Source organism: Methylocapsa sp. S129, assembly GCF_009765995.1.
GTDB lineage: Bacteria > Pseudomonadota > Alphaproteobacteria > Rhizobiales > Beijerinckiaceae > Roseiarcus.
Genome location: NZ_LMUI01000059.1, coordinates 315772 through 331505, shown reverse-complemented (window position 1 = coordinate 331505; position 15734 = coordinate 315772). Strand labels below are relative to the sequence as shown.

General features: G+C 60.7%; 13 protein-coding genes. 5 read left to right on the top strand and 8 right to left on the bottom strand.

Annotated features, from left to right (window positions below):
- Positions 1-48: 48 nt before the first annotated feature.
- From GSQ90_RS30125 to GSQ90_RS30115, 3 genes are read left to right on the top strand one after another with little or no spacing between them, the layout of a single operon-like run.
- Entirely contained in the window at positions 49-1248 is a 1200-nt protein-coding gene (locus tag GSQ90_RS30125; RefSeq protein ID WP_158818669.1) for a M20 family metallopeptidase, read from the top strand.
- Entirely contained in the window at positions 1140-2894 is a 1755-nt protein-coding gene (locus GSQ90_RS30120) for a 5-guanidino-2-oxopentanoate decarboxylase (protein ID WP_210255016.1), read from the top strand. The genes GSQ90_RS30125 and GSQ90_RS30120 overlap by 109 nt, the downstream gene beginning before the upstream one ends.
- Entirely contained in the window at positions 2891-4264 is a 1374-nt protein-coding gene (locus GSQ90_RS30115; RefSeq protein ID WP_158818667.1) for an FAD-binding oxidoreductase, read from the top strand. The genes GSQ90_RS30120 and GSQ90_RS30115 overlap by 4 nt, the downstream gene beginning before the upstream one ends.
- A 53-nt stretch (positions 4265-4317) precedes the next feature.
- Here GSQ90_RS30115 and GSQ90_RS30110 read toward each other — a convergent pair whose 3' ends face one another.
- The 6 genes from GSQ90_RS30110 to GSQ90_RS30085 form a co-directional block, all read right to left on the bottom strand.
- A complete protein-coding gene (locus tag GSQ90_RS30110; protein ID WP_158818666.1) occupies positions 4318-4503 on the bottom strand; it encodes a hypothetical protein in 186 nt (61 codons plus the stop codon).
- Positions 4504-4851: 348 nt separating this feature from the next.
- The gene (locus GSQ90_RS30105; RefSeq protein ID WP_158818665.1) at positions 4852-6126 is read right to left on the bottom strand and encodes a D-tagatose-bisphosphate aldolase, class II, non-catalytic subunit; all 1275 of its coding nucleotides are present in this window, start codon (positions 6124-6126) and stop codon (positions 4852-4854) included.
- Positions 6123-7076, bottom strand: coding sequence for a sugar kinase (locus tag GSQ90_RS30100; RefSeq protein WP_158818664.1), 954 nt, complete (start codon positions 7074-7076; stop codon positions 6123-6125). Before GSQ90_RS30100 ends, GSQ90_RS30105 begins: the two co-directional genes overlap by 4 nt.
- Positions 7077-7079: 3 nt before the next feature.
- Positions 7080-7850, bottom strand: a complete 771-nt coding sequence (locus tag GSQ90_RS30095) for an L-iditol 2-dehydrogenase (protein ID WP_158818663.1) — start codon at positions 7848-7850, stop codon at positions 7080-7082.
- A 40-nt stretch (positions 7851-7890) separates the two neighbouring features.
- Positions 7891-8676 (bottom strand): GolD/DthD family dehydrogenase, encoded by a 786-nt coding sequence (locus GSQ90_RS30090; RefSeq protein WP_158818662.1) that lies wholly within the window; start codon positions 8674-8676, stop codon positions 7891-7893.
- Positions 8677-8847: 171 nt separating this feature from the next.
- On the bottom strand, positions 8848-10155 hold the full coding sequence (locus tag GSQ90_RS30085; RefSeq protein ID WP_158818661.1) for a sugar ABC transporter substrate-binding protein: 1308 nt from the start codon (positions 10153-10155) through the stop codon (positions 8848-8850).
- 134 nt (positions 10156-10289) lie between these two features.
- Here GSQ90_RS30085 and GSQ90_RS30080 point away from each other — a divergent pair, with 134 nt between their 5' ends.
- The gene (locus tag GSQ90_RS30080) at positions 10290-11321 is read left to right on the top strand and encodes a LacI family DNA-binding transcriptional regulator (protein WP_158818660.1); all 1032 of its coding nucleotides are present in this window, start codon (positions 10290-10292) and stop codon (positions 11319-11321) included.
- 631 nt (positions 11322-11952) lie between these two features.
- Here GSQ90_RS30080 and GSQ90_RS30075 read toward each other — a convergent pair.
- Together GSQ90_RS30075 and GSQ90_RS30070 are read right to left on the bottom strand one after the other, a co-directional pair.
- Complete coding sequence (locus GSQ90_RS30075; RefSeq protein ID WP_158818659.1) at positions 11953-13752, bottom strand: gamma-glutamyltransferase family protein; 1800 nt, start codon at positions 13750-13752, stop codon at positions 11953-11955.
- A 25-nt stretch (positions 13753-13777) separates the two neighbouring features.
- The gene (locus tag GSQ90_RS30070; protein ID WP_158818658.1) at positions 13778-14635 is read right to left on the bottom strand and encodes a GntR family transcriptional regulator; all 858 of its coding nucleotides are present in this window, start codon (positions 14633-14635) and stop codon (positions 13778-13780) included.
- Positions 14636-14854: 219 nt separating this feature from the next.
- Here GSQ90_RS30070 and GSQ90_RS30065 point away from each other — a divergent pair, with 219 nt between their 5' ends.
- A complete protein-coding gene (locus tag GSQ90_RS30065) occupies positions 14855-15721 on the top strand; it encodes an ABC transporter ATP-binding protein (RefSeq protein ID WP_246731841.1) in 867 nt (288 codons plus the stop codon).
- Positions 15722-15734 lie beyond the last annotated feature (13 nt).

The following is a 15734-nucleotide window of genomic DNA, read 5'->3' as shown; positions in this document are numbered from 1 at the left end:
TTTCCGTGAATCCATATCTGTCATCGCGCTGACCAAGAGGAGAACCAGTTGTCTAATAACTCTATCGGTGCGGCTATCGATGCGGCCATTGACCCCGTTGAGCTGATCGACGCTTGCCGGAGAGCCGTTCAAATCGAGAGCCTTACCGGAGAGGAGGCTCGTGTCGCCCAGTTCGTCGCAGAACAGATGCGAAGCCAGCAATTCGATGACGTGAGGATCGATGCAAATGGCAATGTGATCGGATCTCTGTTTGGCAGCGGGACGGGTCCGTCGGTAATGGTCAACGGCCACATCGATCACGTCCCTGTAGGCGCAATGAAGACTCCGTTTTCTGGCGAACTCGTCGATGCTGGCCGGTGGGGCGAAAGCGGGCAGGCGATCTTCGGTCGGGGTTCCTGCGATATGAAGTGCAACGTCATTGCCGCCGTCCATGCAGTTGGAGCGCTCAAGCGCGCTGGTTTGCGGCCCGGTGGGAATGTGGTCGTCGTTGCAGATGTTGAGGAAGAGACGGACTCCCCCAAAGGGGTTAAGTCAGTCATCGAAGGCGGACTCCGAGCCGACTTCGGTATCTCCGTGGAGTCGACGAGAGGGCAGGTCTATCTCGGGCATCGCGGAAAGCTCGAATGCAAAGTCAAGCTCATTGGCCGTACGTCTCACGCGTCGGAGCCGTCGAACGGGCTCAATGCGATCTATTTGACTACCGAATTCATCCAGCGGCTGCAAAGCTATGCCGAAGGTCTCGCAAACGACGAATTGCTTGGCCCCGCGACCGTCACAATCACAGGGATGCACTCATATCCAGATAATGGGACGGCCGTTGTTCCCGATCTGGTCGAGATGCGGGTGGATCGTCGATATGTAAGGGGCGAAACCCCACAGACATGCCTGAGTGAGCTTCAGTTGATCCTTCGATCCACCTACGGAGATCTTGAAGGATCCAGGTGGAGCATAGAGGCGACGAACCATTATCCGCTGATGTTCACGCCCGAGAGCAGCGCGGTCGCGCAGGCCGCCATCGTCGCGGCGGCAGACGTTGACGGCGCCCGCCCGTCAGTCTCGGCATGGCGTTTTGGAGTCAACGGCACCTTTATGAACGAGGCGGGCATTCCGACGATTGGGCTCGGGCCGGGCGATGAGAAGTGGGCTCATACGCCCGAAGAGCACATCGGGACAGCCGATCTGATCGAAGCGACTCGCAAGATCGCGCGCACGATCCTGGCGGTCACAAAGGGTGGGGCGCCCAATTGACTACGCCCCCCGCAGTGGCAAAGAAAACGACCGTCGCAGATGCGATCCTTCGGCTGATGGAGGTCTATGGGGTCGACACCATTTTTTCGATCCCGGGCATTCACACCGTCGACTTCTACCGGTCTCTGCCAGACCGTCGGATCAGGCACATCACGCCTCGTCACGAACAGGGCGCAGCGTTCATGGCGTACGGCTACGCTTTCGCCACGGGCCGTGTCGCAGCCTGCATGCTGATTACCGGCCCTGGCGTCCTCAACGCGTCGACCGGCATCGCGGAAGCCTATTCGGATTCGATTCCGATGCTGGTAATCGTTGCGAACAATCTGATTGCTGAGATCGGCGTCGGACGCGGCGCACTTCACGAGACGAAGTCTCAGTCCGCAGTCCAAGAACAGATCGCGGCCTTCTCCCACACCTTGCTCGAAGCATCCAATATCGAGGAAATCTTTCACCGCGCGATGTCGTTGATGGAGATCTGTCGACCGCGCCCATCGTTCATCGAAGTCCCGCGCAACCTGCTTGCGTCCCCTGTCGACGTTCCAGCGGCGCGCAAACCCGTCGTCTATCGGCCTGGACCGCAGCCCGCGGCGGTTCTGGAGGCGGCAAAACTGCTTACATCCGCCCGGCGCCCTCTGATTATCGCCGGAGGCGGCGCTCGAGGAGCTAGCGAAGAGGTAGGCCGTCTAGCTCGACGCTTAGGCGCACCGGTTGTCACGACAAACACCGGCAAGGGAATCTTGCCGGAATCCGATCCGCTTTCTCTCGGGTCGAGTCTGCCTTTTCAGGCAGTCGCCGAGTTCATAGCCGAAGCCGACGTGGTGCTTGCCGTCGGCACTGAACTCAGCGAAACCGATCTGCTCTACACTTGCAACAGATACAGGATCGAGGGGGTGCTGATCAGGCTCGATATCGACCCAAAACAATTGACCATGAACTATCTTCCCGAGGTCGCGATATTGGCGGACGCGACCGCAGGGCTCAGAGCGATTTGTCTCGCCTGCGACGAAAAGCTTCCTCGGGCGGAGAATGATGCGAAAAGACGCGTCGCTGCCGTCAGAGCAAGCCTGGAATCGTGCCACGGCTGGTCGGCGGAAGCGCCGAAGCACAAGCTGGTGTTACGGACTATGGCCAAGGTGTTCGAGCCGGACGCTCTGATCTGCGCCGACTCTACGCAGCTCGCATACACCGGCAATCATTACTTCCCCTCGGCCAGACCCGGCGCGTGGCTGTTTCCCAATGGCTATGGAACGCTTGGAAGCGCGGTGCCTGCCGCCATCGGAGCGAAAATCGGCTGCCCAGACAGGCAAGTCATCGCCATCGTGGGCGACGGCAGCTTCTTATATTCGATCGAAGAGCTGACGACAGCCGTGGAGAATGAGGTGAGCTTACCTATCATTCTCTGGAACAATAGGGCGTATGGCGAGATTCGCGACGCCATGCGCTCGGCCGATATTCCGACAATCGGCGTCGATCTGTACACGCCGGATTTCCAGATGATTGCGCGGGGCTTCGGTTGCCATGCGGTGAACATCGAGTCCTTTCACCAACTCGAATCAGAGTTGCGCGGCGCCTTTAGTCGCCGAAAGCCCACGCTTATCGAAATCGACTCCGGAGCCGCTATGTTCTCAGAGGCGCCGGCAGGATGATTTCGGGCGAGGTAAAGGGGCAGTTTGAGATGATTGTCGGCGGCAAAAACGTGCTGACGAACAAGGCCACGGGGCCGGGCTTGATCGTTCGGCCCGGTTCGACAGAGGAAGTAGCGCAATGTCTGTCGATCTTGCATTCACGATCGCTTCCTGTCGTCACCCTTGGCGGGTTGACCGGTCTCGTTCGGGGAACAGATGTTTCTCCCGACTTCATCGGACTATCGACCGAGCGCCTCAACAAAATCGAGAATTTAGATCCAATCAGAAAGCAGGTTCTCGTCGGGGCCGGCGTCAAATTGCAAGAAGTGCACAGTTATGTCGCCGAACGCGGCCTGCGCTATGGGGTCGATTTCGGGGCTAGAGGCAGTTGCACGATAGGCGGCAACGTCGCGACCAATGCCGGGGGCAATTCCGTCGTGCGTTTCGGGATGACCCGCGCGAACGTGGCGGGCCTCGAAGTTGTCCTTGCCGACGGTAGCGTGATTTCGGACCTCGGCGGACTGGTCAAGAACAACGTCGGTTACGATCTCAAAGAGCTGTTCATAGGATCGGAGGGCACGCTTGGAATCGTAACCCGAGCGCTCCTGAAGCTCGTTCGTGCTACGGCGGGGACGGCCAGCCTGTTGATGGCCCTGAACTCTGTCGAAGATGCGCTGATGGTGATGGATATGCTGCAGGCTAAATGCGGCGGTTCATTGCTGGCGCTGGAAATCATGTGGAATCGATATTTCAGAGCAGCCGGGTCGGCCGTGATGAACAGCTCTCCGCCGCCTCTATCTGATACATATCCGGTCTATCTTCTGGCGCAGGTGGAAGAGAGTGAAGAAGGAACGCCAGCCGAGGAAATTCTCGTGAACGCGTTGGTTGGGGCGGAGTGCATCGCCGACAGCGCCCTTGCGCAGACTACCGAGCAGGAGAAAGTGCTTTGGGCTATTCGAGATGGTTCCGAATTTGTGGAGCGTAGCCATCCGTCTGTTTTGTCTTTCGATGTCGGCATGTGGCCGCAACACTATTCGTCCTACGTTGCGGAGGTTGAGAGGGCATTGAAACGGCGGATACCAGACGCGGCGCCATACTACTTCGGGCACCTCGCTGATGGAAACGTCCACTTTATGATTGGCCACGACAGAACCGTTCCGAACGCAACGGCGATGATCGAGGAATGCGTTTATGGGCCCCTGTCGCATTACTGGCCGTCCTCGATTTCGGCGGAGCACGGCATCGGTCAAGAAAAGGCCCATCATCTCTGGCGCAGCCGGTCAACTTCGGAGATCGCTGTCATGAACAAGATACGAAAGGCTCTAGATCCCACTGGAGTTCTAAATCGGCACATCCAATATCATTCGTTGGCGGTATATGCTCGGACGTGAGCTCCAGCCTAGTTGGGACGAGGAGAGCCGCCCCATGTTGAAGAAGCTCGAATTCAAACGCGAAGAGGCTTTTGTCCGGGCCAGTGGATCGCCGCCGATAGCGGCAAATCGCTGACCATCGACAATCCGGCGACGGGCGAGCGGTTGGGAGCCGTTCCCGATTGCGGCAACGCAGAGACAGCGCGGGCGATCGAAGCGGCAAGCTCCTGCACCGGCTCGCCGACGTGATCGAGCAGCATGTCGAGACGCTCGGCGAGTTGCCAGAGGCGTAAATCCCGCGCCGCTCCATCCTATGCGCCGCGACGAAGCATATGAGGGCGGCCTGAACAGATTCGGATAAGGAGACTTATGGAACCAAGCGTCACTGTTTTGTGGCACGTGGAGAGTCGATCCCACCGCCAAAGTCGAAGGTCAAGATTTGGCGGCGTCACAGGCTTCGGACCCACGCACATGAAAGCTGGCCTTCGTTCCTCGCTCTGACCCGGCCGCTGTCGACGCTGCCGCGCCGATTTGGCTCGGGAGAGCGGCCATCGCCATGCAGAGCAAGTACGCGATCTGACGCAGACATCGCCGGTGAGAGATCTAGTCTAGCGATGACTGCAAGCTTCCTCGTACCGCATCAGAACCTGTTGTATAGCGCCGACCACCAGATTTTTGGGTCTTGCGGTCAACGATCCGTCGACAACTTCCGGGTACAAGGCGCCTAGATATTGGCTGATTAGCGGCTCAGGAATTCGTTCGTCGCCAAGCTTGGTGAAAAGCCTTTCAACGGCGGATCGCGCTTCTGGGTGTGGCCAATAATATCTAATGCGGTCGCTGAAACTGAAGTGACGCTGAAGCCTGAGTTGATCTGCGCTCCCGTCATAATATTTGCGCCAGTTTTCGGGCTCCTTCAGCATCAGGGCTTCCATAGCGGCCGGTAGGCTGTCCTCGCGCGGAGCCGGATTGAGGGCATCCGCGATACAATCGAGTCCGTAGAGCGCCTCACGCAGCGCAAACGTTAGCCAAGGGCCGACCTTGAGGATTGAGAACCCGTCTCCGACCAAAGCTTCGAGGCAGTCGGTGGGTTGATAATCGGTGGAATGCGCCTCGAATATGAACCCGGGTAGGTCGGACAGAGCCGCCGTCAGGTTTTTTGCCTTCTCGGGCTGGTATGGAACGACCTCGGCGCTCGCGAATTCGACGCCCGGTTGCACCACCACGCCGATGGCCCGGCCAAAAGCCGCCTCCAGCCCGGCCTTTTTGAAGGCTTGTCGATGCACGGCGACGGTCTGCAGCGCTGCTTCCGGCCGCGTAACCGCAACGGACGCCAATGCGTGCTGCGCGCCGCCGGGCACAGGCACCTCCGTGCCGATGACATAAACGGGGGCTGGACTGTCTACGACGGCAGTTTCCGCGACTTTCGCCAATGAAGCGGCGCGCTCGGCGGTCAACTCGTCGGCAAGCGCTGCCGGTTCGCCTGCGCACCCCATACTGGTATCGAGATGTAACTTGGTGAAGCCGGACTGGGCATAGGCTTCGATCATCGCTCTTGCCCGATCCATGGCATCGGCCGCGGCCAGATGTTTCCACGGGTTGGGACCGAGATGATCGCCTCCGAGGATGATGCGAGCGGGATCAAAGCCGACGCGTGCTGCGATGGCCTCCACGAACCGCCGGAAGTCAGCCGGCGTCATTCCGGTATATCCGCCGTGTTGGTTGACCTGGTTGCAGGTCGCCTCGATCAGGACGCGCCGGCCGCTGCGAAGCCCAAGGGAGAGCGCCGCCTCAATAACCGTGGGATGGGCTGTACAGACCGACGTAACGCCGGCATGGCCGTCGGTCAGGCGTTGACTAACGAGCGCCGGCAACGGCCGGCTCATGACGGGTGCTTCTGAGAATGAGCGGCGAGAAAGGCGTCGAGATCGCCTTGGCTCGCGGCGCCCTCCATGGGGCCTTGCCGAGTTACCGCCAAAGCGCCGCTCGCCGCCGCATAAGCCAGGCAAAGACTTGGGGGCATGTCGCGAAGCCAGCAACTGACGAATGTTGCGCCAAAGCAATCGCCGGCGCCGGTCGGATCGACCTCGTCGACCTGAAATCCTGGTTGCTGCAAATGTGCAGCCGCGTCGAAATAGCAGGCGCCGTTCGCGCCGCGTTTGTGGACGATCGCTTGCACGCCGTGGCCGAGAATTTCTGCTATGGCGGCTTTCTCTTCCTTGGCGTCGGTGAAGAGATAGAGTTCGGTTCCGCTTGGCAAGTAGAGGTCGCAGCGGCGGAACAGGGTTTCGCAGGCTTGCCGGAGCCCTGGCAGGTTCAAAATCTCCGGGCGAAGATTGGGATCGAACGAAATCGTCCCTCCACGAGCCCGTATGGCCACAACGCAGTCGAGGACAATATCGATAATGCGCGGCGAGAACAGAGCCGTGCCCATCACATGAAGATGGTCGCTGCGGCTTAGAACCGCGCGGGCCGCCCCATCAAGCGCAAGCTGGCCCGATGCGCTGTGTTTGATGTTGAACACAAATGAGCGCGAGCCATCGGGCCGATATCGCACGAATGCGCTGCCGGTCGCCATCTCGGGATCGATGCGAACGCCTTCAACATTGACGCCGTCACGACGCAGACGATCGAGGTTCACTCGGCCGAAATCATCGTCGCCCACGCAACTGATGATCGCGCTTGGCTGACCAAATCGCGCCGCCTGATCGATGAAGATCGCCGGCGCTCCGGACGGGAAGGGGCCAACCAGCGAGACCGGCTCAAGGAAGCCGTCTCCCTTATCGGTCGCCATGATCTCGACGAGAATCTCGCCGATCGTGAGGATCGATTTCATCGCTCAGTTCATCCAGTTGCCGCCGTCTATATTGTATGTTTGCGCGACGATATAGTCGGCGTCTTCGCTCGCGAGAAATGTCGCCAGCCCGCCAATCTCTTCGGGGCGCGCCATTCGCCCGTACGGCACCGATGCCCCGACCCGATGCCTTTTCTCGCCGGGCTTCAGATTCTCGTATTTGGCGAACATTGCGTCGACGTGATCCCAATGTTCGTTATCGACGACGCCGGGTGCGATGCCGTTCACGTTGATGCGGTGCTTGATAAGATCGAGGCCCGCGCTCTGGGTGAGGCTGATGACCGCCGCCTTCGAGGAACAATAAACCGCGACGAGCGGTTCTCCTCTGCGGCCGGCCTGGGAGGCGAAGTTGATGATCTTGCCTCCGCGGCCTTGGCTGATCATCCGTTTCGCGACCGCCTGCAGCGTGAACAGAAGGCCCTCGACATTCACCGCATAGACGCGATGGTAGCTCTCGCGCGTGATTTCGATGATCGGAGCAAGGTCGAAGAGCCCGGCATTGTTGACGAGAATGTCGATGCCGCCAAACTTGGAAACCGTAGCGGCCACCATAGCGTCAATCGAAGTCTGATCGGTGACGTCGAGCTTGCGACCGATAGCGTTCGGCCCCAGCGCCACAGCGACGGCGTCTGCTCCCTGTTCGTTCAGATCGGCGACAACGACCTTTGCGCCTTCGCTCACATAGCGTTCCGCGATCGCCTTGCCGATGCCGCGGGCGGCTCCTGTGATGATGGCGACCTTATTGTTCAGTTTCATGATGGTTGCTTGTTGTTCGGCCAGGGTAACACGAGTCAAATTAGCGAATGGTGTTTCCGCCATCCACAGGGAGGTTGGCGCCATTGATCATCGCCGCGGCGTCGCTCGAAAGAAGCATCGCAGCGTAGGCGATTTCCCTGGGTTTGACGAAGCGACCGACCGGGATCTCCGCTCGGGCGCGCTCGCCTTTCTCGCCGCCCCAATAAATCGCGGTCATTTCCGTATCGACCACAGTTGGGGAGATAGCGTTGACCGTCATTCCACGCGGCCCCCATTCAACTGCCATGGATCGCAACATTCCGAGCAGGCCCGCTTTCGACGCCGCGTAGGCTGCGTGTCCGTCTAGGCCGATGAGCGCCGCCTGGGACGCCATCATCACGATACGCCCGCGTCCAGCCTCCAGCATGTATTTGGCGACCTCGCGGGCTACAAAATATTGGCCGGTGAGATTGATCGAGACGACCCGATTCCAGTCTTCGCTTCGCGTCGCTTCGGCCGGCCAGATTCCTCCGACGCCAGCATTGTTGATGAGCACGTCGATCCGGCCAAACGTCGCGGCGATCTCCCCGACTACTCGCGCCACCTGCGCATCCTCGGTGATATCTGCCTCCCAGGATCGGGCGTCGCCGCCTAGCGCGCCTGCGACTGATTGGATATGCGGCGACTTGTCAATCAGCGCGAGCCGAGCGCCTCGCTCGCTGAACAATTCCGCGATCGCCTTTCCGATTCCGCTGGCCGCTCCGGTTACGACGATGACCTTGCCTGAGAAGTCGAAGACGCGCGAAAACTCTAACGCGCTCTCGTCGGCCAAATTTTCGTGAGACATCTAACGTACCTCGGTTTTTCTCGGTTGGACCCCGGGTCTGTTTGTCGCCATGGTCCCCGATATGCTTGACGCCACGATCCATTCGGCGGCGGCTGACTTTGCCAGGCGGTTGCGGAGAACTCGGATTTGAGAGCGGGTCGCGGTCGTCGCCGACCGTGACCCGCGCCGGCGCTATTTGATGTAGCCAGCTTTCGTCATCGTCGCCGTGGTCGAAGCCTGCGACTTCTGCAGCGCGTCCGCGACGCTTTCCGAGCCGACCAGCGCGGTGGCGATGCTCTGGCCCACACTCGTGCCAATGCCCTGAAATTCGGGAATGGCGACAAACTGCACGCCGGTGTAGGGAACCGGATCCTTGGTTGCGTGGGTCGGGTCGGCGGCCAGGATGGCGTTCACCACGATGGACGCAAACGGCGCGGCTTTCTGATATTCCGGGTTGTCGTAGGTGGACTTGCGCGTGCCGGGTGGCGCGGCGACCCATCCCTCCGTTTCGCCCACCAGCTTGATGTAATCCTTCGACGTCGCCCAACGGACGAAGTCCTTGGCGGCCGCCTCCTTTTTCGAGGAGGTTGGAATGGCCAACGCCCAGGACCACGCCCAGGCCGATCCGTTCGGCGTCACCGCGGTCGGGGATGCAGTGAAGCCGATCTTATCGGCGACGTGGCTTTCCTTGGGATTGGAGACGCGTCCGGCGGCGGAAGTCGCGTCGATCCACATCGCGCATTTGCCGCCCGCGAACAATGCTTGATTTTCATTGAAACCGTTCCCCACGGCGCCGGGCGGTCCGTCAGCCTTCATCAAGTCGATATAGAAGCTGATCGCCGTCTTCCAGGCCTCGGAATTCAGTTGGGGCTTCCAGTCCATGTCAAACCAGCGGCCGCCATAGGTGTTCACCAGGGTGCCGAGAAACGCCATATTCTCGCCCCAGCCGGCCTTGCCGCGCAGGCAGATGCCGTAGGTCCCGTTCGCCTTGTCGGTCAGCTTGTCGGCGAATTGTTTGATCTGGTCGTAAGTCGGGTGCTCCGGCATGGTGAAGCCGGCATTTTGGAACAGATCCTTGCGGTACATCGTGAAGGAGCTTTCGGCATAGAAGGGGACGGCATAGAGCTTCCCGTCGACCGACAGTCCCGCCTTCACCGGCGCAAGCAGATCGTCGTAGTCATAGTCCTTGAAATCGTCGAGTTCGGTCAGCCAGCCCTTCTTGCCCCAGATCGGCGTTTCATAAGCGCCGATGGTAATAATGTCATAAGAGCCGCCCTTGGTCGCAATGTCGGTGGTCACTTTCTGACGAAGAACGTTTTCTTCCAGGATGACCCAATTAATTTTATTGCCGGTCTGTTGCTCCCATTTGGAAGAAAGCCTCTGCATGATGATCATGTCTTCGTTGTTTACCGTAGCAATTGTCAGATTCTCGGCGCTTGCAACAGTAACAACACCCGAGGCCAAGGCTAAACCAGCCGCAAAGGTCTTCAATCCCACCATGACGTTCACTCCTCGTTGTCGGACTTGACGACGCTCCAGTCCTTGTGACCTCTATGGCAGTACGTATCGACCACGTCAATCATATGTAACAAATATTTTTTACATATGTAAAAATTAGTGAGAGAAAGAAACTTATGCACGACGGTGAGTCCAACATCTCAGGCCGCATTCGCACGATGGAGGAATTTTCCGCCGCGAGCGGAATCTCACGTCCGACTTTGTCGAGGTTCTTCAATGATCCAACCAGCGTGCGGCCGGCCTCTCGCGAAAAGATCGAAGAGGCGATGGAGCGATTGGGCTATCGCCCGAATCTGCTCGCCGTGAACTTCAACCGACGCAATCCGAAAACGCTTGGCATTCTAGTCCCCACTCTGATGGACCCGTTCTATGCTGCGCTCGTGCAGCGAATCGAATTGCAGGCTTCGTCCTCCGGCTACTGGACGGTCATCCGAAGCAGCCAGGGCGAGCCCGAACGGGAAGCAGAAGCGGTCGCCACTTTGATGTCGATCAAGAGCGCCGGAGCCATCGTGGTTCCCCTCGGAGAAGCTTCACGCAAGGATCTCTACCGCCAGATGGCGACAGCCATGCCGTTGGTGTTCCTCGATGCGCGCGCGGAGGCCGACGGCGCGTTCGTTGGGACGAACAACTACCTCAGCATGAGCCTCATGGTCGATTATCTCCTGCGATCCGGCGCACCGCCAAGTTACTTCGATATGCCCGATGTCAATCAAAACGCACGTGAGCGACGCGAGGCCTATGTAACCTCAATGCGGGAGCGCGGCGTCGAACCCCGCATCTTTTCCGTTCGCTCGCTCGACTGGGACTTCGAACGCCTGGCTTTCGAAGAGGCGACGCGTCTTTTCAAGGCGGGCGCCCCCGTGGGGGAGACGGTGCTCTGCGCCAATGATCGCGTCGCCTTCGGGGTCATGTCGGCGGCCTGTCAGTCAGGAATATCTGTCGGCCGTCGCTTGCAGTTGCGTATTGCGGGACACGATGACCACCCCTTGAGCCAATACGCATGCCCATCACTGACGACGGTCGCACAAGACGTCGAGCGGTTGGCGACAATAAGCCTGGAGCGCGTGATGCAGGGCATTTCCGACAGAACAAATCAAAATTCGACCGACCTGCTCGAGGCGCGGCTAATCATGAGAGAGTCAGCATAAATGTGCATCGACGTGTCAATCGGAGATCCGCGTCAGCAAGCAGGATCTGTCCGCCCAGAACCTGGCGCATCGCGACGTGGTGGAGATAGCATCCGCCGTCCTGGGCCAGGAACACAGGCGCATTGGCCTCACAGCGATCGCGCATGACATCGCCCCGGGGTTCGATCGGAGCCCATTGCTCCGAGGCGAACAACCACTGTCCGCCGACCTATCGGGACCTGCAAAGCGGCGCGCCGTCGTACAAGTATTTGCCGGTGCGTTGGCGAAAGGTCGCGTAATCCGTTGGGGTCTTCTGCCCGGCGGAAGCTACGTCCAACCGGGCTCTTGCTGCGCGCAGGCCTGCGCACCGGTGAGATTGAAATACGTTGGGATGACGTCGGCGGTCTCGCAGTCCACGCCGCGTACCGCGTCATGGCGCAGTCATCGCCCGGCGAAGTCTGGGTCTCGCGCATCGCGACAGAATTGACCGCAGGCGCCGGCCTCAAGTTCGTCGAGCACGGCGTGCGCGACCTCAAGGGTCGTTTGCGGGCCACATATGCGTCAGAGTCCTTACTGGGCGCGCTTTTGCGGTCCTTGGATAGACGGACTCGAACTCGAGCGTCTCCAATCGCCCTTTGAATGAGGCTCCGCGCTATCGTCCTATCGCGTAGCCTTGCATTCCGCGGGGATTGGCGGCGGCGCGGCGGCGGGCTCCCACCTTGGACGCGGCGGTCAGCCGGCCCTCCGACCAATCGGGACCGATCTCCACGATATGGCCGCGGGCCCGCAGCGCCTCGACGGTCGTTTTCGGCAATTGATTTTCGGCGACCAGCACGCCGGGCCGCGCGGTGCGCGGCCAGAACGAGATCGGGAAATGCTCGGAGTGCCAGGCCGGCGCGTCGATCGCTTCCTGGAGATTCATGCCCGCGTGGACGTGACGCAGGAAGAACTGCGTGATCCATTGATCCTGCTGGTCGCCGCCCGGCGTTCCCCAGGCCAGATAGGGCTCGCCGTCGCGTAGCGCCATGGTCGGGCTCAGCGTCGTGCGTGGACGCTTGCCGGGCGCCAGAGCTGCCGGGTGGTTCTCCTCGAGCCAAAACATCTGTGCGCGGCTGCCCAGACAAAAGCCCAGTTCAGGGATCACCGGCGAAGACTGCAGCCAGCCGCCCGACGGCGTCGCAGAAATCATATTGCCGGCTTGATCGATGATGTCGAAATGCACCGTGTCGCCGCGCACCTCGCCGAGCCGCCCCACCGTCGGCTCGCCCGCGCCCATCCCTCCCGCGCCGCTCTGCAAACCGGTTCCGCGCATCTCGACGCGCGCGCCGAAGCCCTCGACAGAGCCGGGGCGAAACTCCAGCGATGCTTCGCGCGTTATCAGTTTGCGCCGCTCGTCGTTGTAGCGATCGGTAAGCAACACCTCGATCGGAACCTCAATGAAGTCGGGATCGCCGTAAAACTTCTCGCGATCGGCATAAGCGAGCTTGGCGCATTCGACTTGCAGATGCACGAACTCGGGGCCGGCAGGATCGAGCCCATCGAGTTCGAAGCCCTTAAGCAACGCCAGTTGCTGCAGCATAACGGGCCCTTGGCTCCAGGCGCCGGCCTTGCACACCGTGAATCGGCCGTAATCGTAGGTCAGCGGCGCTTCGATCGTCGGCCGCCAGCGCGCCATGTCCTCGCCTGTCAACACGCCCCGATGCGGCGAGCCGCTGACATCCATGACAGCTTGGGTTCGGCAGAATCGATCGATCGCCTCGGCGACGAAGCCTTGCGACCATGCCTTGCGGGCGCGCTCGATCTGCGCGACGCGATCCCCGCCGCCGCTCTCGGCTTCGATCAGGATGCGCCCATAGGCGTCGGCGAGCTTGGCGTTAGTGAAGAGGGAGCCGGGCGCCGGGACCTCGCCGCCCGGCAGATAGATTTCGGCCGACGTCGTCCAATGTTGGCGAAACAAGGTTTCGACGGTTCTGATCGTCGCGCTCGCGCGTTCGACGAGAGGGTGGCCGTTTCTGGCGTAGCCGATCGCCGGCTCCAGCACTTGGCGCAGAGACATCGAGCCGTAGTCGCGCAACAGCAGCATCCAAGTTTCGAACGTGCCCGGCACGCAGGCGGCTAGCAGGCCCGTCCCCGGGATCATATCGAGACCCTCGCGCCGATAATGCGCGATCGTGGCCCCCGCAGGCGCCGGCCCCTGGCCGCAGATCACCTCCGTGCGTCCGCGCGAAACATCGTGGACAATAATCGGAACGTCGCCGCCCGGACCGTTCAGGTGCGGTTCGACGACTTGCAGCGTGAATGCGGCGGCGACCCCGGCGTCGAACGCGTTGCCGCCTCTCTCGAGCACGCCCATGCCTACCGCCGTGGCGATCCAGTGCGTCGAGGCGACGACCCCGAACGTGCCCTCGATCTCGGGGCGAGTCGTGAAGGAAGCAGGCTTCGCCGTGCTCATCGGGATTCCTCTTTTCTGAAGGGCCTTAGGTTTGCGCCTTGGGCGGGCGGCCTCTGCGCTTGGAGCCGACGAGGCTGCCCAGCGCGCCGGCGGGAAGGGTGCGTTTACGTACGAGATGGGCGACGTTGCTCGGCGAGCCATTGCTGGCTTCCGCGTCACTCGCCGCCAGCAGCGCCAACTGGATCTCATAAGTGGCGCAACAATCCTGCACGATGGCCGCGCGCGCCATGATTGGATCGCGGCTCCGCACGCCTTCCAACGCACGGGCATGATTGGGAAGGGTTCCGACCGCTTCTTCGACCGCAACCAGGCGGCTATTCGCGCTGGATTTCACCCAGATGGATTCAATCAACTGGAATAGCGTAGCGGAGCGGCCAGCCCGATAGAGCGTCATGTGGAATTTGAGATTGACAGCGATATATCGCTTGATGTCCGAGCTTTGGACGACTTGCTTCATGACTTCGAAATGGCCTGCGAGTTCGTCGATCTCGCGCTGCGTCGCGCGCTGCGCCGCCTGTTCGGCCGCCAGACCCTCCAACGCGATGCGCACGTCGCGAATTTCGATGATCGACGTGCGCGTGGCGGTGGGAACCGCCAGCGACCGGTTCGGCTGCATCACGAAAATGCCTTCCGCCTGCAGCCGGCTCAAGGCGTGCCGAACCGGCATCTGGCCGACGCCCAACGCCTCGGCGGCGCTGCGCAGGCTGATTGTCTGGCCCGCCCGGAATTCTCCGTTCAGAAGCGCGGCTCGCAGGGCTTCGTAGGTCTTCTGCGCCAGCGAGGTAAAGGGGCCGTGTTCGCGGCCGCCTGAGGCCAATTCCTCCGGCGCTTCGACATTAGGCTCGGAAAGGGCCCCCCGTCGCCTATCTGAACTTTGCCGCATTTTGCTCCTCGATCGCTCGCACTGATCCTCGCCGATTTGGGCTAGGCGCGCCAGAGCGATATCTTTGATCACAAATATCTATAAGCCGCTCGCCGGTGTACAAATTCGTGGCAATTCATCACGACAATACTCTAAAATGAGGTCTCTTCAAGAATTCTGTTGACAGAATTGCGGTGCTGAGCAAAACTTGTGATCACGAATTAAATGGCGTGCGGCGGGATGATATTGACCCCCTCTGTTCCATACTCCGACAGGATGCCGAGCCGCCCGCCCGACGGCGACGACAGTCGTCAGCCTGGACCCTCTCCCAGCCCACGCGATCTGATCCGCATCGACCATCTGCGCAAAGTCTTCGGCGACGGAACCCCTAACGAACTCCTCGCATTGGACGACGTCAGTTGCTCGATCCAGGAGGGCGATTTCGTGTCGATTGTCGGGCCGAGCGGATGCGGCAAGAGCACGCTGCTGCGAATCCTCGCCGGCCTGCTCGATTATTCCGACGGGTCGGTCACCCTCGACGGCGCGCCAGTGCAGGGGACTCGCCGAGACATCGGCGTCGTGTTCCAGAACCCCGTTCTGCTGCCGTGGCGCACGATCCTCGACAACGTCCTGTTGCCCGCCGAGGTGCTCGGCCTCGACATGAACGCCGCGCGCGTTCGCGCCCGGGCACTGTTGGCGATGGTTCGCCTGGAGGGTTTCGAGAACCGGCTGCCGAGCCAATTGTCCGGCGGCATGCAACAGCGCGCGTCGATCGCGCGCGCGTTGCTGCACGATCCGAGAATCCTGCTCATGGATGAGCCCTTCGGGGCGCTCGACGCGATGACGCGCGAACAGATGAACCTCGAACTGCAACGCATCTGGACCGAGAGTCGCAAGACCATCGTCCTCATCACGCATTCGATTCCCGAGGCGGTCTTTCTCGGCGACGTCGTTCTCGTGATGACGGCCAGGCCGGGAGCGCTGCGGCGCGTCGTGCCCATCGATCTACCCAGACCCCGCACGATGGCGCTGACGGCGACGCCAGAATTTGGCGAGAGGGCGCAAGAAATCCGGGCGTTCTTCAACCATGCGGGATCGTTTGACTGACCCCGACGATTCC

Excerpts from the sequence above, each read along its gene's own strand:
- GSQ90_RS30115 (WP_158818667.1), top strand. The coding sequence starts at position 2,891 with ATGATTTCGGGCGAGGTAAAGGGGCAGTTTGAGATGATTGTCGGCGGC.
- GSQ90_RS30110 (WP_158818666.1), bottom strand. The coding sequence starts at position 4,503 with ATGCTGCTCGATCACGTCGGCGAGCCGGTGCAGGAGCTTGCCGCTTCG.
- GSQ90_RS30105 (WP_158818665.1), bottom strand. The coding sequence starts at position 6,126 with ATGAGCCGGCCGTTGCCGGCGCTCGTTAGTCAACGCCTGACCGACGGC.
- GSQ90_RS30100 (WP_158818664.1), bottom strand. The coding sequence starts at position 7,076 with ATGAAATCGATCCTCACGATCGGCGAGATTCTCGTCGAGATCATGGCG.
- GSQ90_RS30095 (WP_158818663.1), bottom strand. The coding sequence starts at position 7,850 with ATGAAACTGAACAATAAGGTCGCCATCATCACAGGAGCCGCCCGCGGC.
- GSQ90_RS30090 (WP_158818662.1), bottom strand. The coding sequence starts at position 8,676 with ATGTCTCACGAAAATTTGGCCGACGAGAGCGCGTTAGAGTTTTCGCGC.
- GSQ90_RS30085 (WP_158818661.1), bottom strand. The coding sequence starts at position 10,155 with ATGGTGGGATTGAAGACCTTTGCGGCTGGTTTAGCCTTGGCCTCGGGT.
- GSQ90_RS30080 (WP_158818660.1), top strand. The coding sequence starts at position 10,290 with ATGCACGACGGTGAGTCCAACATCTCAGGCCGCATTCGCACGATGGAG.
- GSQ90_RS30075 (WP_158818659.1), bottom strand. The coding sequence starts at position 13,752 with ATGAGCACGGCGAAGCCTGCTTCCTTCACGACTCGCCCCGAGATCGAG.
- GSQ90_RS30070 (WP_158818658.1), bottom strand. The coding sequence starts at position 14,635 with ATGCGGCAAAGTTCAGATAGGCGACGGGGGGCCCTTTCCGAGCCTAAT.
- GSQ90_RS30065 (WP_246731841.1), top strand. The coding sequence starts at position 14,855 with ATGATATTGACCCCCTCTGTTCCATACTCCGACAGGATGCCGAGCCGC.